General features: G+C 72.4%; 28 protein-coding genes and 1 riboswitch. Of the genes, 2 read left to right on the top strand and 26 right to left on the bottom strand.

The window, feature by feature from the left end; genetic code table 11:
- Window positions 1–2: 2 nt before the first annotated feature.
- From L332_RS25585 to prmC, 17 genes are all read right to left on the bottom strand, one after another.
- Window positions 3–956, bottom strand: coding sequence for an aldo/keto reductase (locus L332_RS25585; protein ID WP_021011166.1), 954 nt, complete (start codon window positions 954–956; stop codon window positions 3–5).
- A 42-nt stretch (window positions 957–998) separates the two neighbouring features.
- Window positions 999–1,346: a TfoX/Sxy family protein gene (locus L332_RS25580; RefSeq protein ID WP_021011165.1), complete on the bottom strand. Its 348-nt coding sequence runs from the start codon at window positions 1,344–1,346 to the stop codon at window positions 999–1,001.
- A gap of 32 nt (window positions 1,347–1,378) precedes the next feature.
- Complete coding sequence (locus L332_RS25575) at window positions 1,379–3,070, bottom strand: RecQ family ATP-dependent DNA helicase (RefSeq protein ID WP_021065076.1); 1,692 nt, start codon at window positions 3,068–3,070, stop codon at window positions 1,379–1,381.
- A gap of 41 nt (window positions 3,071–3,111) precedes the next feature.
- Window positions 3,112–4,653 carry an HNH endonuclease signature motif containing protein gene (locus L332_RS29535; RefSeq protein WP_158316725.1) on the bottom strand — a complete coding sequence of 514 codons (1,542 nt, stop codon included), beginning with the start codon at window positions 4,651–4,653 and terminating at the stop codon, window positions 3,112–3,114.
- Between the two features lie 135 nt (window positions 4,654–4,788).
- The gene (gene yaaA, locus L332_RS25570; protein WP_021011162.1) at window positions 4,789–5,508 is read right to left on the bottom strand and encodes a peroxide stress protein YaaA; all 720 of its coding nucleotides are present in this window, start codon (window positions 5,506–5,508) and stop codon (window positions 4,789–4,791) included.
- Complete coding sequence (locus tag L332_RS25565; RefSeq protein WP_021011161.1) at window positions 5,505–5,762, bottom strand: F0F1 ATP synthase subunit epsilon; 258 nt, start codon at window positions 5,760–5,762, stop codon at window positions 5,505–5,507. The genes yaaA and L332_RS25565 overlap by 4 nt, the downstream gene beginning before the upstream one ends.
- Entirely contained in the window at window positions 5,762–7,222 is a 1,461-nt protein-coding gene (atpD, locus tag L332_RS25560) for a F0F1 ATP synthase subunit beta (RefSeq protein ID WP_021011160.1), read from the bottom strand. The genes L332_RS25565 and atpD overlap by 1 nt, the downstream gene beginning before the upstream one ends.
- A gap of 18 nt (window positions 7,223–7,240) precedes the next feature.
- Window positions 7,241–8,125, bottom strand: a complete 885-nt coding sequence (locus L332_RS25555; RefSeq protein WP_021011159.1) for a F0F1 ATP synthase subunit gamma — start codon at window positions 8,123–8,125, stop codon at window positions 7,241–7,243.
- Window positions 8,126–8,148: 23 nt separating this feature from the next.
- Window positions 8,149–9,783: a F0F1 ATP synthase subunit alpha gene (gene atpA / locus L332_RS25550; protein WP_021011158.1), complete on the bottom strand. Its 1,635-nt coding sequence runs from the start codon at window positions 9,781–9,783 to the stop codon at window positions 8,149–8,151.
- Between the two features lie 27 nt (window positions 9,784–9,810).
- The gene (locus tag L332_RS25545) at window positions 9,811–10,593 is read right to left on the bottom strand and encodes a F0F1 ATP synthase subunit delta (protein ID WP_021011157.1); all 783 of its coding nucleotides are present in this window, start codon (window positions 10,591–10,593) and stop codon (window positions 9,811–9,813) included.
- The gene (locus L332_RS25540; RefSeq protein WP_021011156.1) at window positions 10,593–11,144 is read right to left on the bottom strand and encodes a F0F1 ATP synthase subunit B; all 552 of its coding nucleotides are present in this window, start codon (window positions 11,142–11,144) and stop codon (window positions 10,593–10,595) included. The genes L332_RS25545 and L332_RS25540 overlap by 1 nt, the downstream gene beginning before the upstream one ends.
- Before the next feature lie 7 nt (window positions 11,145–11,151).
- Window positions 11,152–11,388 carry an ATP synthase F0 subunit C gene (gene atpE / locus L332_RS25535; RefSeq protein WP_021011155.1) on the bottom strand — a complete coding sequence of 79 codons (237 nt, stop codon included), beginning with the start codon at window positions 11,386–11,388 and terminating at the stop codon, window positions 11,152–11,154.
- 34 nt (window positions 11,389–11,422) lie between these two features.
- A complete protein-coding gene (atpB, locus tag L332_RS25530; protein WP_200860973.1) occupies window positions 11,423–12,244 on the bottom strand; it encodes a F0F1 ATP synthase subunit A in 822 nt (273 codons plus the stop codon).
- Window positions 12,245–12,410: 166 nt separating this feature from the next.
- Window positions 12,411–12,872 carry a hypothetical protein gene (locus L332_RS25525; RefSeq protein ID WP_021011153.1) on the bottom strand — a complete coding sequence of 154 codons (462 nt, stop codon included), beginning with the start codon at window positions 12,870–12,872 and terminating at the stop codon, window positions 12,411–12,413.
- Window positions 12,869–14,056 carry an MraY family glycosyltransferase gene (locus L332_RS25520; RefSeq protein ID WP_021011152.1) on the bottom strand — a complete coding sequence of 396 codons (1,188 nt, stop codon included), beginning with the start codon at window positions 14,054–14,056 and terminating at the stop codon, window positions 12,869–12,871. Before L332_RS25520 ends, L332_RS25525 begins: the two co-directional genes overlap by 4 nt.
- 4 nt (window positions 14,057–14,060) lie before the next feature.
- On the bottom strand, window positions 14,061–14,729 hold the full coding sequence (locus tag L332_RS25515) for an L-threonylcarbamoyladenylate synthase (RefSeq protein ID WP_021011151.1): 669 nt from the start codon (window positions 14,727–14,729) through the stop codon (window positions 14,061–14,063).
- Window positions 14,730–14,780: 51 nt separating this feature from the next.
- On the bottom strand, window positions 14,781–15,641 hold the full coding sequence (prmC, locus tag L332_RS25510) for a peptide chain release factor N(5)-glutamine methyltransferase (RefSeq protein ID WP_021011150.1): 861 nt from the start codon (window positions 15,639–15,641) through the stop codon (window positions 14,781–14,783).
- Between the two features lie 124 nt (window positions 15,642–15,765).
- Here prmC and cysK point away from each other — a divergent pair, with 124 nt between their 5' ends.
- Together cysK and epsC are read left to right on the top strand one after the other, a co-directional pair.
- Window positions 15,766–16,695, top strand: a complete 930-nt coding sequence (cysK, locus tag L332_RS25505) for a cysteine synthase A (protein WP_021011149.1) — start codon at window positions 15,766–15,768, stop codon at window positions 16,693–16,695.
- Window positions 16,696–16,703: 8 nt separating this feature from the next.
- Complete coding sequence (gene epsC / locus L332_RS25500; RefSeq protein WP_021011148.1) at window positions 16,704–17,258, top strand: serine O-acetyltransferase EpsC; 555 nt, start codon at window positions 16,704–16,706, stop codon at window positions 17,256–17,258.
- A 224-nt stretch (window positions 17,259–17,482) separates the two neighbouring features.
- On the opposite strand, the gene L332_RS25495 is transcribed toward epsC, so the two are convergent.
- The 9 genes from L332_RS25495 to rho all read right to left on the bottom strand — a co-directional run bounded on the left by L332_RS25495 (window position 17,483) and on the right by rho (window position 24,518).
- The gene (locus L332_RS25495; RefSeq protein ID WP_021011147.1) at window positions 17,483–17,875 is read right to left on the bottom strand and encodes a DMT family transporter; all 393 of its coding nucleotides are present in this window, start codon (window positions 17,873–17,875) and stop codon (window positions 17,483–17,485) included.
- Window position 17,876: 1 nt separating this feature from the next.
- Window positions 17,877–18,191, bottom strand: coding sequence for a DMT family transporter (locus tag L332_RS25490; protein ID WP_021011146.1), 315 nt, complete (start codon window positions 18,189–18,191; stop codon window positions 17,877–17,879).
- 11 nt (window positions 18,192–18,202) lie between these two features.
- A riboswitch (guanidine-III (ykkC-III) riboswitch) is annotated at window positions 18,203–18,266 on the bottom strand.
- 21 nt (window positions 18,267–18,287) lie between these two features.
- Window positions 18,288–18,653 (bottom strand): hypothetical protein, encoded by a 366-nt coding sequence (locus tag L332_RS25485; protein ID WP_021011145.1) that lies wholly within the window; start codon window positions 18,651–18,653, stop codon window positions 18,288–18,290.
- Window positions 18,654–18,670: 17 nt separating this feature from the next.
- Window positions 18,671–19,234, bottom strand: coding sequence for a carboxymuconolactone decarboxylase family protein (locus L332_RS25480; protein WP_081646149.1), 564 nt, complete (start codon window positions 19,232–19,234; stop codon window positions 18,671–18,673).
- Window positions 19,235–19,330: 96 nt separating this feature from the next.
- Window positions 19,331–19,792: an AAA family ATPase gene (locus L332_RS0115500; protein ID WP_021011143.1), complete on the bottom strand. Its 462-nt coding sequence runs from the start codon at window positions 19,790–19,792 to the stop codon at window positions 19,331–19,333.
- Window positions 19,793–19,831: 39 nt separating this feature from the next.
- Window positions 19,832–20,074, bottom strand: coding sequence for a PLDc N-terminal domain-containing protein (locus tag L332_RS0115495; protein ID WP_021011142.1), 243 nt, complete (start codon window positions 20,072–20,074; stop codon window positions 19,832–19,834).
- 56 nt (window positions 20,075–20,130) lie between these two features.
- Window positions 20,131–21,291 carry a ScyD/ScyE family protein gene (locus L332_RS25475; RefSeq protein ID WP_021011141.1) on the bottom strand — a complete coding sequence of 387 codons (1,161 nt, stop codon included), beginning with the start codon at window positions 21,289–21,291 and terminating at the stop codon, window positions 20,131–20,133.
- A gap of 109 nt (window positions 21,292–21,400) precedes the next feature.
- Entirely contained in the window at window positions 21,401–22,480 is a 1,080-nt protein-coding gene (prfA, locus tag L332_RS25470) for a peptide chain release factor 1 (RefSeq protein WP_021011140.1), read from the bottom strand.
- Between the two features lies 1 nt (window position 22,481).
- Entirely contained in the window at window positions 22,482–24,518 is a 2,037-nt protein-coding gene (rho, locus tag L332_RS25465; protein WP_021011139.1) for a transcription termination factor Rho, read from the bottom strand.
- Window positions 24,519–24,555 lie beyond the last annotated feature (37 nt).

The following is a 24,555-nucleotide window of genomic DNA, read 5'->3' as shown; positions in this document are numbered from 1 at the left end:
CGCTAGGCGAAGATCTCGGAGATCGCCTCGACCGTCGCGGCGTCGAGCCGGCCCTCGCCGGCCGCCGCGTTCTGCGCGACCTGCTCGGGCTTCGTGGCGCCGGCGATGACGCTCGTGACCGCCTGCTGCGCGAGCAGCCACTGGAAGGTCACCTCGAGCATCGAGCGACCGGTGCCACGCACGACCTCCTCGTAGCGCTCGAGCCGCGCCCAGTCGGCCTGTTCGAGCAGCTGGGGCTTGAGGCGCGTCAGGCGCGCGTCGGCGGGCGACGACTCCTGCGAGTACTTGCCCGTCAGGAGCCCGTTGGCGAGCGGGAAGTAGGGCAGGAAGCCGAGGCCGGCCTCGAGCACCGCGGGCAGCACGTCGCGCTCGACACCGCGCTCGACGAGCGAGTACTCGTCCTGCGCCGTCGAGAAGCCGTTGGGGGTCTCGACCGCGGCCGCCTCGCGGATCTGCTCGGCCGAGAGGTTGGAGTGGCCGTAGGCGCGGATCTTGCCCTCGGCGACGAGCTCGTCGAGCGCCTCGACCGTCTGCTCGATCGGCGTCACCGGGTCGGGCGTGTGCAGCTGGTAGAGGTCGATGTGCTCGACCTGCAGGCGGCGCAGCGATGCCTCGACGGCCTTGCGGATGTAGCCGCGCGAGCCCTTCGCGCCCCACTCCTCGGTGCCCTCGATCGCGAAGTCCTGGTGGCCCCACTTCGTCGCGAGCACGATCCTGTCGCGCGCGGCGCTCCCGGCCTTCGAGAGGGCGACGCCCATGAGCGACTCGGAGGTCGTCGCGGGGTTGCCGTAGATGTCGGCGGTGTCGAAGAGCGTGATGCCGTGGTCGATCGCGGCGTGGATGACGGCGTCGGTGCCCGCTTGGTCCTCGGTGACCGTGCCCTTGCGGCCGAAGTTGTTGCAGCCGAGCCCGATGGGCGAGACCTCGATGCCGGAGTTGCCGAGAGTGCGCGTCATGCGCTCAAGCCTAGATCGCGCGCGGGCGGCGATCCTGCACGGCTACCGGCCGGGCTTCGCGCTCCGCGCTGCCGACGGCTTGCGCGGCTTCGGCACCTGCGTCGCCGCGATCGTCTGCACGGTCTCGTGCAGCCAGTCGACGTCGCCGAGCCGATCGACCTCGACGATCCCGTAGGGCTTCGAGCCCGGGTACGCCTCGCCGCGCGCGAGCGGCTCGGTGAGCTCGGCCGCCTCGGGCACGAGCTTGAGCAGCAGCGTGTCGTCGCACACGAAGGCGAAGATGCGGTCGTCGCAGTAGAGGGCATGCTCGCCGAACATCGACTGCAGGCGGATCGGCAGCGGGTCGAGGGCGGCGAGGATGCGCTCGAGCGTCTCTGGCCGGTTCGGCATGCGTCGATCATGGCACCGGCACGGCCGTCGCGTCAGAGCGGCTGCAGCACTCCGGAGCGCTCGATGACCTCGAGGGCGAGCGTCTTGTAGCCCTCCTCGTCGAAGAGCACGGTGATGCGGTCGCCGTCGTCGCTCACGACGCCGCCCTCGCCCCACGACTCGTGCCGCACGCGCTGCCCGACGGCCCAGTCCCCCGCGGCCTCGGTCGACGCATCCGCCGACTCGCGCGCATCCTCGACGCGCTCGGCCGAGCCCGAGCGGCACGTGTCGCACGCGCCGCACAGCTCGGGCAGCTCCTCGCCGAAGTAGCCGAGCAGGAAGCGGCGGCGGCAGCCGCCCGTCTCGGCGTAGCCGCGCATCATCTCGACGCGCGAGCGGTCGACGCGGCGGCGCGCCTCGGCGATGCGGGCCGCCTCCTCGACGGCGGGCTTGACCGTGCCCTCGCGCCAGACGAGGTCGCCGTCGTCGGTCGTCTCGACCGCGCCGGCCTGCTCGAGCAGGTTGACGGCCGAGGTGAGCCGGCTCGCGCCCACGTCGAGCCGCTCGCGCAGCCGCTCGGGCGGGACGGGCTGCTTCGCGCGCCGGACGCGCGAGGCGACCGCCGAGAGCATGTCGACGTCGGCGCCGCCGCCGGTGCGGAAGCGGTGGACTCCGAAGTCCTCCTGCCGGTGGAAGAGCGCCGCGAGCGCGGGCTCGCCGTCGCGGCCGCCGCGGCCGATCTCCTGGTAGTACGAGTCGAGCGAGTCGGGCGGCGCGGCGTGCAGCACGAAGCGCACGTCGGCCTTGTCGATGCCCATGCCGAAGGCCGACGTCGCCGCCACGACCTCGGCGCTGCCGTCGCTGAAGGCGTCGTGCACGCGCTCGCGCTCGGCGCGCGACATCCCGGCGTGGTACGCCTCGGCGCGCACGCCGGCCTCGGCGAGCGCCTCCGCGTAGCGCTCGGCGTCCTTGCGCGTCGCGACGTAGATGAGCCCTGGCTTCGCCTCGGCGATCGCTCGCTCGACGATCGCGTCGCGCTTGGCGTCGTCGTCGCTGTGCCGCTGCACCTCGAGGAAGATGTTCGGGCGGTCGAAGCCGCGCACGACCTCGCGCGGGTCGCGCATGCGCAGCCGCTCGACGATCTCCTCGCGCACGGGCGGCGCGGCGGTCGCGGTGAGCGCGACGGTCGTCGGGTGCCCGAGCGCCTCGACGACGTGGCCGAGCCGGAGGTACTCGGGCCGGAAGTCATGGCCCCACGCCGAGACGCAGTGCGCCTCGTCGACGACGAGCAGTGACGGCCGCAGTTCGCGCAGCCGCTCGAGCACCTCGTCGCGCGCGAGCTGCTCGGGGGCGAGGAAGACGAACTCGGCGTCGCCCGCCTCGAGCTCCTCCCACGCCTCGCGATTCTCGCCGACGCGCTGCGAGGAGTTGACCGCGACCGCCGGATCGGCGCCCAGCTCCTCGAGCTGCTCGACCTGGTCGCGCTGCAGCGCGATGAGCGGCGAGACGACGACCGTGAGCCCGTCGAGGAGCTTCGCGGCGAGCTGGTAGATCGCCGACTTCCCGTGCCCCGTCGGCATCACGGCGAGCACGTCGTGCCCCTCGACCGCCGCTTCGACCGCTTCGCGCTGCCCGGGACGGAGCTCCTCCCAGCCGTACTCTCGGGCGGCGGCGAGGATGCGGTCGCCCACGCTCCCCCGGTCGGTACCGGCGGCTTGATCGGCGCGCGAGGAGCGGGGAGGCATGCGGTGATGCTAGATCGCGCGGCTGACCGCGCTCCTCAGCGTCAGAACGGCGGCGGCTCGGCGTCGGGCGCGGGCGACGGCCCCGGCGGACCGCGCCGCGGCAGCGGCTCGCCCCATCGCGCTCGCGGCGGCGGCAGCGCGGGCTCGAGCTCGGCGAACGTCGGCCCGACCGGTCGCGGCTCGTCGACGATCACCTCGCCGAGCGGGCTCGTCCACTCGACGACGCCGTGGTCGAGCTGCCGCATGCTCCAGCGCGAGGCGTGCTTGAGCATGTGGTCGCTGCGGCACAGCGTCGCGAGGTTGTCGATCGAGGTCGGGCCGCCCTGCGCCCACGCGATCGTGTGGTCGAGGTCGGCGCGACGCCCGCTGCACGCGCAGCCCGGCGCGCGGCACCCGCCGTCGCGAGCGCGGAGCCAGCGGACCTGCTCGGCGCTCGGCCGCCGCGAGTCGACCGTGACCGCGACGCCCGAGACCGGGTCGGTGAAGAGCCGCTCCCACACCGCGGCGCCGAGCGCGAGCCGCCGCGCGGTCTCGGGATCGACGAGCACCCGGCCGTCGAGCGCCGCGGGGAACCGCAACGCGGTCGGGTCGAGTGCCGGGTTGTCGTCGGGGCCGCCGGCGGCGACGAGCGTCGTCGCCGGGATGAGCACCGAGACGTGCGCCGTGAGGTTGTCGAGCCCGTGCACGCCGTCGGGCACGACGCCGCCCATGACCACCTCGCACAGCGCGTCGGCGCGGAACTGGTCGAACGTGCGCGGATCGTCCTTCGGCTTGCTCCGGGCGGCCTGCGAGAGCCGGTCGAGCATCGCCATGCCGCGCACTGCCGGCACGCGCGCGATGAGGTCGCCCATGCCGTCGCCGACGTCGACGAACCGGACGCCGCGCTGCTCCCTCGCCTCGTCGTGGCGCTGCTGCAGCGGCTCGGTGAGCGCCGAGTCGACGATGCGCTTCGAGCGATCGCGCAGCCGGCCGGGCGAGGTGGTCTCGGCGAGCGCGACGAGCTCCCGCTCGACCCGACGCCGGTCGTCCTCAGGGGTGTCGCCGCTCGCGCGGAGGCCGCGCGTCTCGTCCTCGATCACGCGCAGGTGCGCGAGCGACATGCGGCCGGCGGCCGCGGACTCGTGGGCGACGGGCAGCTCGGTGACGGTGTGCCACGCGGCCTGCATCCGGGTCTCGACGCTCCGCCGCGAGAGGTGCAGGGCGACAGCGGCGATCGACGCGAGCTCGCGCACGGCCATCGCGGTGTCGCCCGGGCCGTCGAGGGCCCGTTGGACGTGCCGCGCCATGAGCGCTCGCCGCTCGCCCTCGATGCGAGCCGAGCGCAGCTCGATCGTGCGCATGTGGTGCGCGAACTCGTCGTCGTCGGCGAGGCGCGCGAGCTCCGGCGGCAGCGGCTCGTCGATGTGCGACAGCTCCCACGCGAGCATCGCGACGAGCTTGCCGCTGCGCACGAGCCCGAACGAGGCGCGCATCACGCGGAAGCCGCGGGCCTCCGCGTCGCGGTCCCTCAGCTCGAGCGCGAGCTCCTCGGCCGAGCGCCCGAGCGGATCGAGCACGACACCGGCCCGGATGAGAGCGATCACCGCGCGCATCGACGCCGGCGGCGGCGAGCGCGGCGGCATCGAAGACGCCCTCCTCGTGCTCCCTGCCCCCGTGCATGCGCGCATCCCATCACGGGCCACTGACATCGCCGCGCGCCTGTGGAGAACTCCTCCGGTTCAGCCAGCCCCGACGAGCCGCGGATCCTGCACGACGAGCCGCAGCCCGCGCTCGGCGCGCGTGAGCGGCACGGAGGCCGACGCCGCCCACTCGAGCAGCGCATCCGCCGTCTCCGCCTGCACGCCGGCGAGCGCGAGCCAGCGCACGAGCGCGCCCTTGCCCGCCTTGTTCCAGTGGTTGAGCGCCTTGCCCTCGGGCGAGACGATCTCGACGGGCTCGGCGCCCGGCACCGGCGCGAGCGCGGCGTACGCCTTCGAGCGCAGGTCGAGCGCGAAGCCCTCGATCGCGTCTCCCGCGCCCGACCACAGGTCGCGCATCCGCTCGCCGGGCAGCTTCGAGTGCTCCGAGACCTTGTAGGCGGGGATGGGGTCGGATGCGCGCACGAAGCCGAGCAGGGCCGACTGGATGACGACGTGGTCGTCGACCCACGCGCGGGCGGCGGCGGGCAGCTCGGCGGCGCCGAGCGCGTCGTAGAGCACGCCCGTGTACCGCTCGATCGCGGGCATCGTCGGCGCGCTGCGGACGGCGGCGTTGTCGGCGGCGGCGCGGGCCTTCGCCGGCGTCGAGGTGTCCTGGCCCTCGGCGACGAGGCGGTCGAGCGCGGCGAGCGCCCGGGAACGGCCGACGGCCAGCCCGGGGAATCCCAGACTGGCCGTCGAGAGCGGCGCTCCCGTCCCGCCTGCCGCCTTCGTCTCGCTGGGCGGCAGCAGGACGATCACGCGAGCTTGGCGTTCCGAGCGACGATCTCGACTCGGTCGTGGTCGACCGAGAGGAAGCCGTCCTCAGCGTCGACCGCGTGCACCGTGCCGGAGGCGTCGGTGACGCGCACCTGGCCCTCGGCGAGCACGGCGAGCACCGGCTCGTGACCCCGCAGGATGCCGATCTCGCCCTCGGTGGTGCGGGCGATGACCTGCGTGGCCTCGCCCGTCCACACCTCGGCCGCGGCCGACACGATGCTGACGGTCAGAGCCATCAGCCGTTCTCCTTCTGGATCTGCGCCCACTTGGCCTCGACGTCCGAGATCGCGCCGACGTTGAAGAACGCCTGCTCGGCCACGTGGTCGAACTCGCCCTTGGCGATCGCGTCGAACGACTCGATCGTCTCCTTGAGCGGCACCGTGGAGCCCTCGACACCGGTGAACTTCTTCGCCATGTAGGTGTTCTGCGAGAGGAACTGCTGGATGCGGCGCGCGCGGTTGACGACGATCTTGTCCTCTTCCGAGAGCTCGTCGACACCGAGGATCGCGATGATCTCCTGCAGCTCCTTGTTCTTCTGGAGGATCTGCTTGACCGTCGTCGCGACGCGGTAGTGGTCCTCGCCGAGGTAGCGGGGGTCGAGGATGCGGCTCGTCGACGTGAGCGGGTCGACGGCCGGGTAGAGGCCCTTCGACGCGATCTCGCGGCTGAGCTCCGTCGTCGCGTCGAGGTGCGCGAACGTCGTGGCCGGGGCCGGGTCGGTGTAGTCGTCGGCCGGCACGTAGATCGCCTGCAGCGAGGTGATCGAGTGACCGCGCGTCGAGGTGATGCGCTCCTGCAGGATGCCCATCTCGTCGGCGAGGTTCGGCTGGTAGCCGACGGCGCTCGGCATGCGGCCGAGCAGCGTCGAGACCTCGGAGCCGGCCTGCGTGAAGCGGAAGATGTTGTCGATGAAGAGCAGCACGTCCTGGCCCTGCACGTCGCGGAAGTACTCCGCCATCGTGAGCGCCGAGAGGGCGACGCGGAGGCGCGTGCCCGGCGGCTCGTCCATCTGGCCGAAGACGAGGGCGGTCTTGTCGAAGACGCCCGCCTCCTCCATCTCGTGGATGAGGTCGTTGCCCTCACGGGTGCGCTCGCCGACGCCCGCGAACACCGAGACGCCGCCGTGGTCCTGCGCGACGCGCTGGATCATCTCCTGGATGAGGACCGTCTTGCCGACGCCCGCACCGCCGAAGAGGCCGATCTTGCCGCCCTGCACGTACGGGGTGAGGAGGTCGATGACCTTGATGCCGGTCTCGAACAGCTGCGTCTTCGACTCGAGCTGGTCGAACGAGGGCGCCTTGCGGTGGATCGACCAGCGCTCGGTGACCTCGAGCGTCTCGCCCTCGCCGAGGTTGAGCGGCTCGCCGATGACGTTGAAGACCTTGCCCTTCGTGACGTCGCCGACGGGCACGGTGATCGACTCGCCGGTGTCGCGCACCTCCTGGCCGCGGACGAGGCCGTCCGTCGGCTTGAGGGCGATGGCGCGCACGAGGTCCTCGCCGAGGTGCTGGGCGACCTCGAGCGTGATCTCCTGCGGCTCGGAGCCGTCCTGGAAGTCGACCGTCGTCTTGAGCGCGTTGTAGACCTCGGGGAGCGAGTCGTGCGGGAACTCGATGTCGACGACGGGCCCGGTCACTCGCGCGACGCGGCCGACGGCAGCCTGGCGCTGCTCGACGGGGGTGTCAGTGATGGTCATTGTGCTTGCCTTTCGTGGCTACTTCGCCGAGGCGAGGGCGTCCGCGCCGCCCACGATCTCGGAGATCTGCGTCGTGATCTCGGCCTGGCGCGCGTTGTTGCGCAGGCGGGTGTAGTCGATGATGAGCTTGTCGGCGTTGTCGGATGCCGACTTCATCGCCTTCTGCGTCGCGGCCTGCTTGGCGGCGGCCGACTGGAGCAGCGCGTTGAAGATGCGGCTCTCGACGTAGACGGGCAGGAGCGCGTCGAGCACGAGCGCGGGCTCGGGCTCGAACTGGTAGAGCGGGAAGTGCTCGGCCTTGTCGGCGCTCTCGGCCTCGACGATCTCGAGCGGCAGCAGCCGCACCGTCGTCGGGTCCTGCGTCATCATGCTGACGAAGCGGTTGTAGACGACGTGGATCTCGTCGACCTGCTCGGAGACGTACGCCTCGAGCACCGCCTCGGCGATCTCCTGCGCGAGCTCGGGCGTGGGCACGTCCGACTCCCCCGTCCACTCCCGGATGTACGGGCGCTGGCGGAACTTGAAGTAGCCGACGGCCTTGCTGCCGACCAGGTAGTGGTCGACCTCCTTGCCCTCCGCCTCGAGCTTCGCCCGCAGCTCACCCGCCTCCTTGAGGATCTGCGAGTTGAACGCGCCGGCGAGGCCGCGGTCCGACGTGACGACGACGATCGCCGCGCGCTTGAGCTGCGCGCGCTCCACCGTGAGCGGGTGCGGCTCGTTCGAGAACGTGGCCACCGCGCTCACGGCGCGCGTCAGCGCCCGTGCGTACGGGTTCGACGCCTGCACGCGGGCGAGCGCCTTCTGGATCCGCGATGCAGCGATGAGCTCCATCGCCTTCGTGATCTTCTTGGTCGACTGCGCAGACTTGATCTTCTGCGTGTAGACCCGGAGCTGGGCTCCCATTCCGCCTCCTCAGCGAGCTCGCGTCAGCGACGGCCCTTGACGATCTGCTCCTGGTTGACGTCCTCGACCATCGGGTTGTTCGCCTCGGTGCCGGGGTCGGTGATGCTCGCGGCATCCTTGCCCTGCCAGTTGCGCGCGAACTCGTCGACCTCGGACTCGAGCGTCGCCAGCGTGGCGTCGTCGAGCACGTTCGTCTCGCGCAGGGTCGTGAGCGCCGTGCTCGTGCCGCGCAGGTGCTCGAGGAGCTCCGCCTCGAACTGCAGCACCTGGTTGACGGGCACCGCGTCGAACTTGCCGTTCGTGCCGGCCCAGATCGAGACGACCTGCTCCTCGACGGGGTACGGCGAGTACTGCGGCTGCTTGAGCAGCTCGGTCAGGCGCGCGCCGCGCTCGAGCTGACGGCGCGAGGCCGCGTCGAGGTCGGAGGCGAACATCGCGAACGCCTCGAGCGAGCGGTACTGGGCGAGCTCGAGCTTGAGCGTGCCGGAGACCTTCTTGATCGACTTGACCTGCGCGTCACCGCCGACTCGCGAGACCGAGATGCCGACGTCGACCGCGGGGCGCTGGTTGGCGTTGAACAGGTCGGACTGCAGGAAGATCTGGCCGTCGGTGATCGAGATCACGTTGGTCGGGATGTACGCCGAGACGTCGTTGGCCTTCGTCTCGATGATCGGGAGGCCCGTCATCGAGCCGGCACCCAGCTCGTCCGAGAGCTTCGCGCAGCGCTCGAGGAGGCGCGAGTGCAGGTAGAAGACGTCACCGGGGTACGCCTCGCGGCCCGGCGGGCGGCGCAGGAGCAGCGACACGGCGCGGTAGGCCTCTGCCTGCTTCGACAGGTCGTCGAAGACGATCAGGACGTGCTTGCCCTCGTACATCCAGTGCTGGCCGATGGCCGAGCCCGAGTACGGCGCGAGGTACTTGAAGCCGGCCGGGTCGGAGGCCGGCGAGGCGACGATCGTCGTGTACTCCATCGCGCCGGCGTCCTCGAGAGCGCCGCGCACGGATGCGATGGTCGAGCCCTTCTGGCCGATCGCGACGTAGATGCAGCGGACCTGCTTGTTGACGTCGCCCGAGTCCCAGTTGGCCTTCTGGTTGATGATCGCGTCGATCGCGAGGGCCGTCTTGCCGGTCTGGCGGTCGCCGATGATGAGCTGGCGCTGGCCGCGGCCGATCGGGATCATGGCGTCGATCGCCTTGATGCCCGTCTGGAGCGGCTCGTGCACCGACTTGCGCTGCATGACGCCGGGCGCCTGCAGCTCGAGGGCGCGGCGGCCGCTCGAGGCGATCTCGCCGAGGCCGTCGATCGGGTTGCCGAGCGGGTCGACGACGCGGCCGAGGTAGCCCTCGCCGACGGGGACGGAGAGGACCTCACCCGTGCGGGTGACCTCCATGCCCTCCTCGATGCCGTCGAACTCACCGAGGACGACGACGCCGATCTCGGTCTCGTCGAGGTTCTGGGCGAGGCCGAGCGTGCCGTCCGCGAAGCGGACGAGCTCGTTCGCCATGACGCCGGGGAGGCCCTCGACGTGCGCGATGCCGTCGGCCGCGTCGACGACGTGCCCGACCTCGGCGGTCGTCGAGGTCGACGCCTCGTAGGACGAGACGAAGTCGGCGAGGGCGCCCTTGATCTCGTCGGGGCTGATGGTGAGCTCTGACATGTGTCTTCCTGTTCGGGTTTCTTCGACCTAGCCGAGCGACAGGCGCAGGTCGGTGAGCTTGGAACGGACGGTGCCGTCGATGACGTCGTCGCCGATCGAGACGCGCAGGCCGCCGAGCACGGCCGGGTCGACCACTTGCTGCAGCTGCAGCGTGCGGCCGTACTGGCGCTCGAGGCCGGCGCGGAGCCGGTCGAGCTGGGCGGGGTTGATCTCGCGAGCCGTGGTGACCGTCGCGAGCGAGCGGCCGGCCGCGGCGGCGACCTGCTTGGCGGCCGAGCGCAGGCGCTGGCCGATGCGGCGGCCGCGCGGAGCGCGCACGAGGTGGTCGAGGATCGCGAGCGTCGTCTCGCTCGCGCGGCCCGACAGCAGCCGGTGCACGAGCGCCGACTTCTCGTCGGCGGAGCCCTGCAGGCCGCCGAGCGCGAGCTCGAGCTGCGCGTCGGAGGCGACGATGCGCTCGAAGGACGCGATCTCGCCGACGACGTCGTCGCCGGTCGACCGCACGGCGATCCGCACGGCCGCCTCGTCGATCGCGGCGAGCAGGTCGTCCGTCTCGGACCAGCGCTGGCGAGCGAGGTGCGCGACGATCGAGACCGCCGCTCCACCCAGCTGCCCGAGCACGCGCTGCGCGAGAGCGGCGCGCGAGTCGGGCGACGAGACCGCGTCGCCGAGCGAGGAGAGCACCTGCGGGCTGCGCTCGAGCGCGCGCGATGCCCGGAAGAGGTCCCGCGCGTCCTCGAGCCCCGCCTGCGGCTGAGCCTGGACGGCCTCGTCGATGCCGGCTCGCGCCTGGCTGGTCGCGCTGCCCACTAGCGGTTCGCTCCCTCGCGCTCGAGGTCGGCCAGGAAGCGCTCGACGATCGCCGCGGAGCGCGCGTCGTCCATCGACTCGCCGACGACCTTCTCGGACAGGTCGAGGGCGAGCGAGCCGACCTCGGTCTTGAGCGACGAGAACGCGGCCTGGCGCTCCGCCTCGATGCGCTGGTGCGCCTGGGCGGTGATGCGCTCGGCCTCCTCGTTGGCGCGAGCCTTGAGGTCGGCCTCGATGCGCGCGGCGTCGGCGCGAGCCTGGTCCTTGATGCGAGCGGCCTCGGCACGAGCCTCGGCGAGCTGGGTGTTGTACGACTCGAGCGCCGCAGCCGCCTCGGCCTGCGCCTCCTCGGCCTTCTTGATGCCGCCCTCGATCGCCGCGGCGCGCTCGTCGAGCAGCGCCTGCACGCGAGGCAGGACGACCTTCCAGAAGACCAGCAGGAGGACGACGAAGATGACCGACGACCAGATGATGTCGTACGGGGCCGGAAGCAGCGGGTTCTGAGTGGTCTCCCCCGCTTCTTCCGCGAGGAAGAGAGGAGTGGTGAGCATCAGGGCGTCAGACCATGAAGAAGTACGTGGCGATGCCGATGAACGCCAGTGCCTCGGTGAAGGCGATGCCGATGAACATGAGGACCGTCAGGCGGCCCTGCAGCTCGGGCTGGCGAGCGACGCCCTCGATCGTCTTGCCGACGACGATGCCGACGCCGATGGCGGGGCCGATGGCCGCGAGGCCGTAGCCGACGGTGCCGATGTTGCCGTTGATCTCGGCGAGGATGGTCGTGGCGTTGTCCACGGTCGTTCCTTTCGGTTGTCCGGAGGGTCCGGGGTCAGTGCTCTTCAGCCAGCGCGAGCTGGATGTAGACGGTGGTCAGGATGGCGAAGACGTAGGCCTGCAGCACCGCGACGAGGATCTCGAAGACGGTGAAGGCGAAGCCGAAGGCGAGCGTGCCCACGCCGAAGAGCGTGAAGAAGCCGCCGGCCGAGAAGAAGAAGAAGTGCGTCGCGGCGAAGAACAGCACGAGCAGCAGGTGGCCGACGAACAGGTTCATCATGAGTCGCAGCGTCAGCGTGACGGGGCGCAGCACGAAGGTCGAGACGAACTCGATCGGCGTCACGATGATGTAGAGCGGCCACGGCACGCCGGACGGGAAGAGCGAGTTCTTGAAGAACGCGCCGGGGTGCTTCTTGACGCCCGCGTAGATGAACGCGATGTACGAGACGATCGCGAGCACGAGGGGCACGCCGATCACCGAGGTGCCCGCGATGTTGAGGAACGGGATGATGCCCGTGATGTTCATCGCCAGGACCATGAAGAAGATCGTGGTGATGATCGGCAGGAAGCGCCGGCCGTCCTTCTCGCCGAGGAGGTCGTAGACGATGCCGTCGCGGACGAAGCCGAGGCCGAGCTCGATGATGCTCTGGCCGCGCGTCGGGATGAGCTTCATCTTCCGCGTGCCGAGCACGAAGATCAGGATGATCGCGAGCGCCGCCAGGATGCGGATGAGCATGATGCGGTTGATGCCGAAGATCGGCTCTTCGCTCCCGAGCCACGAGACCGTCGGCTCCATGAACAGGAAGACCTGCGGGAAGAACTCCGCGATCGACGGCGGGTGGAACGGCTCTGGCTCGTTGGCAGCGGAGGCCAGCATCGACAACACGGCGTTCAGCGTCTCTTCCTCAAGCTCGTGGCGCCTGGCGCCTTCTTGACGTCGGTGCGCCCCCTCGCGCAGACGCGCTCGATGACGAGCGGCGCAGTTGGGGGAACGTCAACGACTCTATCAGAGGGGATCGTGATGGCTCGACGTCCTGCGGCGCTCACGCGCGCGCGCCGGAGGCCGGTCGGCCCTGCGTCTCGTCGTCCGCAGCGCTGTCGATCACGGGCTGCCGGCTCGTCGCGATCACGACGCAGTCGATGACGAGCGATCCGATGACGGCGGCGACGAGCGCGCCGAAGGCGACGCCGCGGTGCAGCCAGTCCTGGTCGCCGAGCACGAAGACGAGCACGATGAACAGCACGAACTTCAGCAGCCAGCCGCCGAGCACGATCCCGAAGAAGGCCCCGGAGACCATCTGGCCCCTCGACGCCTTGAGCGCGAGCAGGATGCTGCCGGCGGTGAGCATGCAGAAGACGATCGCGAGCGCGGTGCCGACGAGCGCAGAGGCGAGGCCCGCGCCCTCGGCGAGCATCCAGCCGATGACGCCGCCGACGACGGCGACCGCGGCGGCGAGGATCGCGCCCCACACGAGGATGCGCTGCATGATCTGGGTGGTGGTCACCGGGAGTCCCCCTGGGAGTCGATGCTGGCGCTGGTCGGCTGGAGTCCGGTGCGGCGAGCGCGACGCTCGCGCATCACTCGCAGGAACGTGCGCCAGACCCTGCGACCGACGGGCGCGGCCGTGAGCAGGGCGCACACGATGAACCCGAGCACCATGATACCGACCGCCACCCACCACTGGACGATGAGGAAGAGCAGGCAGCCGATCGAGACGACGGCGGTCCACGAGTAGAAGATGAGCACCGCGCCGAGGTGCGAGTGGCCCATGTCGAGCAGGCGGTGGTGCAGGTGGCGCCGGTCGGCGGCGAACGGGCTGTTGCCGTTCGCGACCCGGCGGATGACCGCGAGGGCGAAGTCGGTCAGCGGCAGGAGCAGGATCGCGAGCGGCAGCAGCACGGGGATGAAGGCGGGCAGGATCTGGCTCCGGCCGCCCATCGTGCCGACGTCGATCTGGCCCGTGACGGCGATCGCGCTCGCCGCGGTCAGCAGGCCCAGCATGAGCGCGCCGCCGTCCCCCATGAACATCCGCGCCGGGTGCCAGTTGACGGGCAGGAACCCGACGCACACGCCGACGATGATCGAGGTGATGAGGCTCGCGAGCGAGAAGTACGCGTTCTGCTGCGCGAAGTTCTGGCTGATCATCCAGATGTAGCCGAAGAAGGCGGTCGAGCCGATGATCGTCGTGCCGGCGACGAGCCCGTCGAGGCCGTCGATGAAGTTCACGGCGTTCATGACGAGCACGATGATGAGCACGGTGAGCGAGATCGCCATCGTCGCCGAGGGCACGACGATGCCCGCGATCGGCAGGCTCACGATCTGCACGCCGAAGAGCGCGACGCTCGTCGCGACGAGGATCTGCGCGCCGAGCTTGAGCATCCAGTCGAGGTCGACGAGGTCGTCGAGCACGCCGATCGCGCAGATGGCGATCGCGCCGCCGAGGAGCGTCCACACCCGCACGGGTTCGGCGAACACCCCCGCGAACTCCGGCACGAGCGAGGCGACCGCGAGCGCGGCGATCACGCCGATGCACATCGCCGCGCCGCCGAGCCTCGGCGTAGGCCGCGAGTGCACGTCGCGCTCGCGCACCGGCGGGTGGATGCCGTGCTTGAGCGCGAGCCGCAGCACGATGCGGCTCGCGACGAACGTCACGACGGCCGCGACGGCGGCGATGAGCAGGAAGATCACGGCGTCACCCCGAGGCGAGCAGCTCGCCGATCGCGGCGGCGATCGTCGCGCGCGGCAGCACCCCCTGGCGGACGATGCGGGCCACTCCGTCGGTCGAGCAGTCGAGGATCGTCGAGCCGTTCTGCTCCCCCGGCGCGGCCGAGCCGCCGACGGTCCCGGCGTCGAGCACGAGCGCGACGCGGTCGCCCAGCATCTCGGCAGCGGCCGCTGCCTCGGTCGGCGCGGGCATGCCGTGCAGGTTCGCGCTCGAGACGGCGAGCGGGCCGGTCTCGCGCAGCAGGCCGATCGCGATCGGGTGGTCGGGCACGCGGATCGCGACCGTGCCGCCCGTGTCGCCGAGGTCCCACGTGAGCGACGGCTGGGCGCGCAGGATCACCGTGAGCGGGCCGGGCCAGTGCGCGTCGAGCAGCGGCTCGAGCTCCGCCGGCACGCGCTCGGCGAGGGCGGCCGCCATGTGGCGGTCGGCGACGAGCACGGGCGGCGGGAAGCCGCGGTCGCGGCCCTTCGCGGCGAGCAGCCCGGCGACGGCCTCGTGCGAGAAGGCATCGGCCGCGATGCCGTACACCGTGTCGGTCGGGATGACGATGCTGCGCCCCGCCGCGATGGCCGTGCGAGCCGCGCGGATGCCGTCGAGCAGGGAGGCGGGGTCGGAGCAGTCGTAGAGCGCGGGCACCAAGCCATGGTAGTTCGGCCCATCGCGGTTCGGCGGCGTCGGCCGCCGCCGCTACCGGATGGCGGCCGTCACCCGATCGCGACCGGCGAGGTCCGCGTGCGTGTGCGCGCGCGTGAAGCCCGCGTCGGCGAGCATCTCGCGGATCGCCTCCCCCTGGTGCTCGGCGTGTTCGAACGCGACGAGCCCGCCGGGCGCGAGGAGGTCGGCGGCGAGCGGCGCGAGGCTGCGGATGAGGTCGAGCCCGTCGGCGCCCGAGTAGAGCGCCGCGTGCGGGTCGAAGTGCCGCACCTCGTGGTCGAGGGGCACGGATGCGTCGGGCACGTAGGGCGGGTTGCTCACGAAGGCGGCGAGCGAGCCGGGCGAGACGCCGGCCGAGGCGAGCGCCTGGAGGTCGCGCGCGTCGGCGTGCAGCAGCGTCGCGTCCGGCGCGAGCTCGTCGAAGTTGCGGCGCGCCCACACGTAGGCGGCGGGGCTCCGCTCGACCGCGACCACGCGAGCGCCCGACTCGCGCGCGATCGCGATCGCGACGGCGCCGCTGCCGGTGCCGACGTCGAGCACGAGCGGCGACTCGGCGCGGCGGAGGTGCCGCAGCGCGACGTCGACGAGCAGCTCGGTCTCGGGCCGCGGCGTGAAGACGCCGGGGCCGACGCGCAGGTCGACGTGGCGGAACGGCGCGGTGCCGGTGATGTGCTGCAGCGGCTCGCGGGACTCGCGACGCGCGACCGCGCGCGCGAACCGCGCCAGCGCATCCGCCTCGAAGGCACGCCCCATCGCCATCTCGACGCGCAGCTCCCCGAATGAGGAGCCGGACGCCCACGCGGCCAGCAGCTCGGCGTCGGGACCCTCGATGCCGACGGCGGAGAGCCGCGCGCGGGCGTCGCGCACGGCGTCGGAGACGGAGGAGGGCTGCACGCCATCACGGTAGCCCGAGCAGCCGTCGACGACGTGCGGGAATGCGCAGGGCGGTGCGAGCGGTTGCTCAGCGTGAGGCCGTTACAGTGAGAACCCTGGCTTCCATCCGGTGAAAGGAACGCGAATGGCGCGCATCTTCGACGACATCACGGCAACGATCGGCGGCACTCCCCTCGTGCGGCTCGGCCGCACGAACGACACGCACGCGACCGTGCTCGTCAAGATGGAGTCCTTCAACCCCGCCGGCTCGGTCAAGGACCGCATCGGCCGCGCGATCATCGACGCCGCCGAGGCGTCGGGCGAGCTGCAGCCGGGCGGCACGATCGTCGAGGGCACGAGTGGCAACACGGGCATCGCGCTCGCGTTCGTCGGCGCGGCCCGGGGCTACCGCGTGATCCTCTCGATGCCCGAGACGATGTCGGTCGAGCGGCGCAACATCCTGAAGGCCTACGGCGCCGAGCTCGTGCTCACGCCGGGCCCCGACGGCATGCGCGGCGCCGTCGAGCGCGCGCAGCAGATCGTCGCCGAGACGCCCGGCGCGATCCTCGCCCGACAGTTCGAGAACGAGGCGAACGTCAAGGTGCACCGCGAGACGACCGCCGAGGAGATCTGGGCCGACACCGACGGCGACGTCGACGTGTTCGTCTCGGGCGTCGGCACGGGCGGCACCGTCACGGGCGCGGGCGGCCGGCTCAAGGAGCTCAAGCCCGAGCTCCACCTCGTCGCGGTCGAGCCCGCCGACTCCCCGCTGCTGACGAAGGGCCAGGCGGGCCCGCACAAGATCCAGGGCCTCGGCGCGAACTTCGTGCCCGCGCTGCTCGACACCGACGTCTACGACGAGGTGATCGACGTCGAGCTCGACGACGCCGTGCGCGTCGGCCGCGAGCTTGCCGCGAAGGACGGCATCTTCGCCGGCATCTCGTCGGGCGCGATCGTGTGGGCCGCGCTCGAGATCGCGCGCCGCCCGGAGTCGGCCGGCAAGACGATCGTCGCGGTCGTGTGCGACACCGGCGAGCGCTACCTCTCGATGCCGATCTTCGCCGACCTGGCCTGAGGAGCACGGTGGGCCTGCTCAACATCCGCGAGGACATCGAGAACGCGAAGCGACACGACCCCGCCGCGCGCGGCGCGCTGACGATCGCGCTCACCTACTCGACCCTGCACGCGGTGTGGGCCCACCGCATCCACCACCGCCTCTGGCACGCCGGTGCGCGCTCGCTCGCGCGCGCCGGCAGCCAGCTCGCGCGCTTCATGACGGGCGTCGAGATCCACCCGGGCGCGCGGCTCGGGCGGCGCTTCTTCATCGACCACGGCATGGGCGTCGTGATCGGCGAGACGGCCGAGACCGGCGACGACGTCATGCTCTACCACGGCGTGACGCTCGGCGGCACGGCGAACGCCGCCGTCAAGCGCCACCCGACGCTCGGGCACCGCGTGCTCGTCGGGGCGGGCGCGAAGATCCTCGGGCCGATCGCGCTCGGCGACGACGTCAAGGTGGGCGCGAACGCCGTCGTGCTGAAGGATGCGCCCTCGGGCGTCACGCTCGTCGGCGTGCCCGCGAAGCCGGTCGGCGGCACGTCGCCCGCCGAGCTGCCGCACATCGAGTACTCGATCTAGCGGCCGCCTGCTGGCGACTGGCGCCTCCGGTGCCTGAGTGGCGCCTCCGGTGCCTGAGTGGCGCCTCCGGTGCCTGAGTGGCGGCTCCGGTGCCTGAGTGGCGACGCCCCAGATTGTCCGCCACTCACGTGCAGGAAGCGCCACTCACCTGCCAGACGCGCCACTCACCTGCGCAAGGCGCCACTCACCTGCCGGAGGCGCCACTGACCTCCGGCAGGCGCCACTCACGAGCGAGCGGCGCCGGTCGGCGGGTCGGTCGGGGCGGATGAGGTGGGCTCGCCTGGCTCCGGACGCTCGGTGAGCGCGAGGCCCGCGACCGCGACGAGGATGCCGGCGAGGAAGAGCAGCATGAGCGGGTTCCACGGCTGCGCACCCGTCGTGAGCGCCCAGATCACCGTGAGCGCGCCGCCCACGCCCGTCCAGACCGCGTAGCCGGTCGCGAGCGGGATCGACTGCACCGCCCGCTCGAGCCCGATGAAGCTCAGCACGGCCGCGATCGCGAACACGACCGTCGGCACGGGCTGCGAGAAGCCCTCCGATTGCCCGAGCGCCGTCGCCCAGACGGCCTCGAGCACGGCGCTCGCGAGCAGCACGGCCCACGCGGTTCCTCGGCGCATCTCAGCTCACCAGCTTCAGACCGACGAGGCAGCCGACGAGCAGCACGAGCAGGAGCGAGCGCACGAGCGTGAGCCGCTCCTTGCCGCGCGCGACCTGCAGGACCACGGTCGCGACCGCTCCCACGCCGACCCACACGGCATACGCCGTGCCGGTCGGGATCTCGAGCATCGCCCACGCGAGCCCGCCCATCGACGCCGCCATCGCGACGACGAACAGCACCGTCGGCCGCCACTTGCGGAAGCCCTTCGACGACTGCATGGCAGCCGCCCAGACGGCCTCGAGGAGGCCGGAGGCGATCAGGATCACCCAAGACATGACGAGTCCCTACTGGCCGTCTTGTCGCCCTGCGGGTACGGCTCCCTCGTCCGCGGATCCGGCGTCGGATCCAGTCCCCAGGGTAGCAAGCGGGCCTCAGCCCGGCTGGTCAGCGGCGAGCGACGCGTGCGCCCGCCAGGTCGCGAGCACGAGCCCGACGACGAGCACGAGCGCGGCGAGCACGGCGAGCACCGCCCACTCCTCGACGCCCGCGGCGAAGGCTGCGACGAGCGCGCCGAGGGCCGCGACCGCCGAGACCGAGCCGGCGAGCCACGTGAGCGGCGTCGCGGCGCGGTGCGCGCTCCGGTAGGTGAACGCATCCGCCCGCAGCCGCTTGCCCGGCAGGCCGAGCGCACCCGTGCGCGGCACGCGGCCGAGGCCGATCGCGTGCACGACGATCGCGATGGCGATCGCGCCGAGCGCGAGCAGCACCGAGCCTGCGGCCATGAGCGCGACTTCCATGCCCCGATCCTGGCACGTCAGCGCGCGGGCGCCCTCCCCCACGAGATCGCGTCGCGCACGGCGTCGGGAGCGGATGCGTGCAGCTCGGCATCCGGGAGGGCGCCGAGCGCGTCGTTGACGGTCGAGAAGGCGATGCGCGCGGCGATGTAGGCGGTGAGCGCCACGATCGTGCGGTCGTCGAGGCCCACGTCGCGCAGCGCGGCGACGTCGGCCGCGGTCGTGCTGTTCGGGTCGCGCGCGAGCCGGCGCGCCCACGCGGCGATCGTGCGCTCCGACACGTCGAGCGCGGTGCCGCCGGCCGCCTCCTCGCCGCGCAGCACCGCCGCGGCCGTGTCGGGATCGGTCGCGCGCGCGAGCCTGCCGCCCCACGCGAACGAGCAGTAGGAGTCGCGCAGCGCTCCCGCGAGCGCGCTCACCACGGCGATCGTGCGCTCCGACACGTCGAGCGCGGTGCCGCCGGCCGCCTCCTCGCCGCGCAGCACCGCCGCGGCCGTGTCGGGATCGGCGCGCCGCGCGCGGAGCCTGCCGCCCCACGCGAACGAGCAGTAGGAGTCGCGCAGCGCTCCCGCGAGCGCGCTCACCACGACGGCTCCCCCACGAATGCCGCCATGCCGCCTCCTCGCTCGGCGCCAGCGTAGGACGCGGCGGATGCGTCGTCCATGCCCCGAGCGACCCGTTCAGCCGGTCTCGACCACGCGGTGCGGCTCGCCCGCCCCCGGCCACTCGAAGGCCTCGACGTACGCGCGCAGCGCCTCGTCGTCGAGCACGACGGACTCGGGGCCCGGCTCTCGCTCGTGCAGGCGCTCGAGCAGCGTCGCGAGCGGCGCCCGCACGACCACGAGCTCGACCGTCACGCCCATCGCGCCGCAGCGCATCCGCCACCGATCCCGCACCGCGCGCGTCGAGAGCGACGCGTCGAGCACGACGTCGCGGTCGCCGAGCACCGCGCCCTCGAGGCGCCGCAGGAAGTCGGCGTCGATCTGCTCGACGAGCTCGCGCGGCGGCCGGCCGTCGCGCACCCCGCGCGCCCACGCCTCGCGGTCGTAGGAGAGCACGAGGGCGCCGGCGGCCTCGAGCCCGCGCGCGATCGTCGTCTTGCCCGCGCAGACCGGGCCGCACAGCAGCGTGACGAGCGCCATGCGCGCGAGCCTAGCCGCGCGCTCGCCGGCGGGAGCGGCTCAGGCGCGCAGCGCGCGCTCGGCGCGCCGGTCGGGCCGCACCGCGAACCATGCGGCGGGTCCGACGACGGGCAGCGCCAGCATGACGAGCATCCAGATCGCGGCCTCGGTGCCGCGCACGTGCTTCGCCCGCACGAGCTGCGCCATCGCGACGACCGCGAGGCTCGCGACGAGGACGATCGCGATCGTCCAGATCACGTCGTAGCCGGCGGGGAGGAGCGGGTTCGCGGCGGCGATGATCATGCCGCGACGCTATCAGCCGCTCTCCCCCGCCGACCCGGTCGACGGGCCTGCGCCTGTCAGCGCAGGTCGACCCTGATGACCGAGCCGCCGCCGGCCGAGATGGAGTCGACCGTCACGTACGCCGAGCGCCCCTGCACCGCGACGCCGTAGGGCGCCGAGAGCCCGTCGACGACCGCTTCGTGCTCCGAGCCGCCGGGCGTGATCCGGCGGAGCGAGCCGAGGTGCACGCCGTCGAGGTAGTTCGTGTCGTCGAGCTGCACCGCGTAGAGCGTGCGGCCCTTCCACGCGAGGCTCGTGACGAGTGTGAGGCCCGTCGCGTAGGCCGAGACCTCGCCGTCGCGCGTCACGCGCCAGATGGTCGAGCCGCCGTCGGGGAACGGGAAGCCCGTGAGCTGCGACACGTAGTAGGCGCCGTCGGGCCCGATCGCGACATCGGTCGGCACGGCTTGCGGCGCGATCTCGCCGGGTCCGAAGGGGTTCGGCACCGGTGCGCCGTTCGGGAAGACCGCGAGCACGCGCTCGCCGCCGCGACCGACGCGCAGGAGCGCGTTGCCGCCCGCGTCGGCGACGGCCCAGCGACCGTGCCCGAGCGCGGCGAGGCCGACGGCGTTGCTGTCGGGCGGCTGGTTGCCGTCGGGGTTGTTCGCGACCTCGAACGCGTTCATGTCGGCCACGAGGTCGAGGTCGTCGCCCTCGAGCGAGTCCCACCGCATCCGCTCCGAGCGCAGCGTGCCGAAGGCCTGGTACTGCTCCGGCAGGTCGGCGCGGAAGCTCGCGGCGCCCGCGAGTCCGCCGATGAGCACGTCGATGCGGTCGCCGCGGACGGCGACGTCGGATGCGCCGATCACCTCGCCCTGGAACGTCATGGTGGGCAGGTCGGTCACGACCCGCCGCGGGCCGTGCCGACGCACCTCGGTCACGGCGCCCTCGAGCCCGCAGACCTGGAAGCCGGCGTCGGCGCCGGGGATGGGCTCGCACGCCTCGGCGACGCCCGCCTCGGCGACGTAGAGGCGGTTGCCGTGCCCGACTGTGAGCTGCCGGGGATTGTCGAGGCCGGTGGCGACGGTCACGACGCCGCCGTGCTGACCACCGCCGTGGCCGCCGCCGCGGTGGTCGTCGCCGGCGAACGCGGGTGGACCGCTCGCGGCGATCAAGCTGAGGCCGAGGGCCGCGGCGGCGATTGCCGCTGCCGCGGTCGAACGGAGCTTTCGAGACATGGGACGCTCCTCACCTAACCGGTGGTGCGGCGGCGGGAGTGCCGCCGCGCACCAGGGTGCGCCTCGCGAGGCGCACCGACAAGCCCCCGGTTTCGCTCGCGCGGCAGCGTCAGTCGTCGCCGCCGAGGGCCGCGAGCCGCGCCTCCTCGTCGGCCGCGATGCACGAGTCGATGACCGGCTGCAGCGCGCCGTCCATGACCGAGTCGAGGTTGTAGGCCTTGAAGCCCGTGCGGTGGTCGGCGATCCGGTTCTCGGGGAAGTTGTAGGTGCGGATGCGCTCCGAGCGGTCCATGCCGCGGATCTGCGACCGGCGCGCGTCGGACGCGGCCGCGTCGAGCTCCTCCTGCTGCTTCGCGAGCAGGCGCGCGCGCAGCACGCGCATCGCCGCCTCGCGGTTCTGCAGCTGGCTCTTCTCGTTCTGCATCGACACGACGATGCCGGTCGGCACGTGCGTGATGCGCACCGCCGAGTCGGTCGTGTTGACCGACTGCCCACCGGGACCCGACGAGCGGAAGACGTCGATCTTCAGGTCGTTCTGGTCGATCTGCACCTCCTCCGGCTCGTCGACCTCGGGGAAGACGAGCACGCCGGTCGTGGAGGTGTGGATGCGTCCCTGCGTCTCGGTCGCGGGCACGCGCTGCACGCGGTGCACGCCGCCCTCGTACTTGAGCGACGCCCAGACGCCCTCGGCGGGGTCGTTCGAGGAGCCCTTGATCGCGATCTGCACGTCCTTGAAGCCGCCCATGTCGGAGGGCGTCGACTCGAGCATCTCGACCTTCCAGCCGCGGCTCGTCGCGTAGTGCGAGTACATGCGCACGAGATCGGCCGCGAACAGCGCAGACTCCTCGCCGCCCTCGCCGCCCTTGACCTCCATGATCACGTCGCGACCGTCGTCGGGGTCGCGCGGGATGAGCAGGCGCCGCAAGCGCTCCTCCGCCTCGTGCGCGGCCTCCTCGAGCGCCGGCACCTCCTCGGCGAACGCCTCGTCCTCGCGAGCGAGCTCGCGCGCGGCCTCGAGGTCGTCGACGCCCGCGCGCCACCGCTCGTGCGCCGCCTTGATCTGGCTGAGCTCGGCGTAGCGCCGGTTCACCCGGCGCGCACGACCGGCATCGGCGTGCAGCGCCGGGTCGGCGAGCTGCGACTCGAGGTCGGCGTGCTCGGCGAGGAGGCCGGAGACCGACTCGAACACCTCAGTCCTTGTCGTGCTGGCCGGGCACCGACTTCGAGACCTTCATGAGGAACTCGACGTTCGACTGCGTCTCCTTGAGCTGCTTGAGCACGAGCTCGAGCGCCTGCTGCGTCTCGAGGCCCGCGAGCGCGCGGCGCAGCTTCCACATGACCTTCGTCTCCTCGACGCCCATGAGCATCTCCTCGCGGCGCGTGCCGGAGGCGTTGACGTCGACGGCGGGGAAGATGCGCTTGTCGGCCATGTTGCGCGAGAGGCGCAGCTCCATGTTGCCGGTGCCCTTGAACTCCTCGAAGATCACCTCGTCCATCTTCGAGCCCGTCTCGACGAGCGCGGTCGCGAGGATCGTGAGCGAGCCGCCGTGCTCGATGTTGCGCGCGGCGCCGAAGAACTTCTTCGGCGGGTAGAGCGCGCTCGAGTCGACGCCGCCCGAGAGGATGCGTCCCGAGGGCGGGGCGGAGAGGTTGTAGGCGCGGCCGAGGCGCGTGATGCCGTCGAGCAGCACGACGACGTCGTGGCCGAGCTCGACGAGCCGCTTCGCGCGCTCGATCGCGAGCTCCGCGACGATCGTGTGGTCCTCGGCGGGCCGGTCGAAGGTCGACGCGATGACCTCGCCCTTGACGGTGCGCTGGAAGTCGGTGACCTCCTCGGGGCGCTCGTCGACGAGCACGATCATGAGGTGCACCTCGGGGTTGTTCTCGGCGATCGCGTTCGCGATGGCCTGCATCACGAGGGTCTTGCCGGCCTTGGGCGGCGAGACGATGAGACCGCGCTGGCCCTTGCCGATCGGCGAGACGAGGTCGATGACGCGCGTCGAGAGCTTGTTCTGCGTCGTCTCGAGGCGCAGGCGCTCCTGCGGGTAGAGCGGCGTGAGCTTCGAGAACTCGACGCGGTTCAGCGCATCCTCGCTCGACATGCCGTTGATCGAGTCGACGCGCACGAGCGCGTTGAACTTCTGGCGGCTCGAGTGCTGCTCGCCCTCGCGCGGCTGCTTGATGGCGCCGACGATCGCGTCGCCCTTGCGCAGGCCGTGCTTCTTCACCTGCGCGAGCGAGACGTAGACGTCGTTCTGGCCCGGGAGGTAGCCCGAGGTGCGCACGAAGGCGTAGTTGTCGAGCACGTCGAGGATGCCGGCGACGGGCAGGAGCACGTCGTCCTCGCGGATCTCCGGCTCGGCGTCCTGGCCCTGCGTGCGCTGGCGGTCGCGCCCGCGGCCGCGGCCGCGGCGCGAGCCCTCCTCCTGCTGCTGGCCGCGATCGCCGTTCTGGCCCTTCTGGCCACGGCCGCGGCCCCGGCGCGACGACTCGTCGTCGTCGTCGGAGTCCTGCTCGTCCTGCTGCTGCGAGCCCTTGCCGCGCGAGCGGCGGCGGCGGGACGTGCCCTCGCGCTGCTCGCCGTCGCGACCGCCCTGCTGCTCGTCACCCTCGGACGCGGCGTCGGATGCGTCGTCCCGCGCGCCGCTCTCGGCCTCGGCGGCGGCGGCGGCCGGCTCGGCGTCGCCGGCGGGCGCCTCGCCCTGCTCGGCGGCCGGCTCGGCGGCGGCCTTGCGCGAGCGGCTCGCGCGCGGCGCGCGGCGGCCGCGTGCGGGCGCCTCGGCCTGCTCGTCGGCGGACTGCTCGCCGGACGGCTCCGAGCCCTGCTCGGCGGCGGCCTCGGCGGCCGGCTGCTCGGCGGCCGGTGCCTCAGCGGCCTGCTGCTCGGCGGCCGGCGCCTCGGCGGCCGGCGCCTCGGCGGGCGCGGACTCGGCCGTCGCCTCCTCGGCGGCGGGCGCGGCCTTCTTGCGGCGGGCGGGGGCGCGGCGCTTCGTCGCGGCGGGCGCCGCTGCCTCGGCGGCAGCGGGCTCGGCCGCCGGCTGCGCGTCGGCGGCGGGCGCCTCGGCAGGGGCGGCGTCGGCCTTGGCCGGCTCTGCGGTCACGGTCGCCGTCGACGCGCGACGCGAGCGGCGCTTCGGGGCGGCGGGCGCCTCCTCGGGCTGCTGCGATGCGGGGGCCTCGGGTGCGGCCTCGACCGCGGAGATGCTGTCGGTGATCTCGCTCGTCATGTGCGAGTGCTCCTTCGATGTCGGCCCGCGCGCGATG

Source organism: Agrococcus pavilionensis RW1, assembly GCF_000400485.1.
In the GTDB taxonomy this organism is placed as follows: Bacteria; Actinomycetota; Actinomycetes; order Actinomycetales; family Microbacteriaceae; genus Agrococcus; species Agrococcus pavilionensis.
The sequence above is the reverse complement of the archived record's forward strand: the minus strand, read 5'-3'. Positions and strand labels throughout refer to the sequence as shown.

Excerpts from the sequence above, each read along its gene's own strand:
- L332_RS25555 (WP_021011159.1), bottom strand. The coding sequence starts at position 8,125 with ATGGGAGCCCAGCTCCGGGTCTACACGCAGAAGATCAAGTCTGCGCAG.
- atpA (WP_021011158.1), bottom strand. The coding sequence starts at position 9,783 with ATGTCAGAGCTCACCATCAGCCCCGACGAGATCAAGGGCGCCCTCGCC.
- rho (WP_021011139.1), bottom strand. The coding sequence starts at position 24,518 with ATGACGAGCGAGATCACCGACAGCATCTCCGCGGTCGAGGCCGCACCC.
- L332_RS25585 (WP_021011166.1), bottom strand. The coding sequence starts at position 956 with ATGACGCGCACTCTCGGCAACTCCGGCATCGAGGTCTCGCCCATCGGG.
- L332_RS0115495 (WP_021011142.1), bottom strand. The coding sequence starts at position 20,074 with ATGATCATCGCCGCCGCGAACCCGCTCCTCCCCGCCGGCTACGACGTG.
- atpB (WP_200860973.1), bottom strand. The coding sequence starts at position 12,244 with ATGCTGGCCTCCGCTGCCAACGAGCCAGAGCCGTTCCACCCGCCGTCG.
- L332_RS25475 (WP_021011141.1), bottom strand. The coding sequence starts at position 21,291 with ATGTCTCGAAAGCTCCGTTCGACCGCGGCAGCGGCAATCGCCGCCGCG.
- L332_RS25540 (WP_021011156.1), bottom strand. The coding sequence starts at position 11,144 with ATGCTCACCACTCCTCTCTTCCTCGCGGAAGAAGCGGGGGAGACCACT.
- cysK (WP_021011149.1), top strand. The coding sequence starts at position 15,766 with ATGGCGCGCATCTTCGACGACATCACGGCAACGATCGGCGGCACTCCC.
- L332_RS25495 (WP_021011147.1), bottom strand. The coding sequence starts at position 17,875 with ATGCGCCGAGGAACCGCGTGGGCCGTGCTGCTCGCGAGCGCCGTGCTC.
- L332_RS25485 (WP_021011145.1), bottom strand. The coding sequence starts at position 18,653 with ATGGAAGTCGCGCTCATGGCCGCAGGCTCGGTGCTGCTCGCGCTCGGC.
- L332_RS0115500 (WP_021011143.1), bottom strand. The coding sequence starts at position 19,792 with ATGGCGCTCGTCACGCTGCTGTGCGGCCCGGTCTGCGCGGGCAAGACG.
- L332_RS25575 (WP_021065076.1), bottom strand. The coding sequence starts at position 3,070 with ATGCCTCCCCGCTCCTCGCGCGCCGATCAAGCCGCCGGTACCGACCGG.
- L332_RS25565 (WP_021011161.1), bottom strand. The coding sequence starts at position 5,762 with ATGGCTCTGACCGTCAGCATCGTGTCGGCCGCGGCCGAGGTGTGGACG.
- L332_RS25490 (WP_021011146.1), bottom strand. The coding sequence starts at position 18,191 with ATGTCTTGGGTGATCCTGATCGCCTCCGGCCTCCTCGAGGCCGTCTGG.
- L332_RS25580 (WP_021011165.1), bottom strand. The coding sequence starts at position 1,346 with ATGCCGAACCGGCCAGAGACGCTCGAGCGCATCCTCGCCGCCCTCGAC.
- atpD (WP_021011160.1), bottom strand. The coding sequence starts at position 7,222 with ATGACCATCACTGACACCCCCGTCGAGCAGCGCCAGGCTGCCGTCGGC.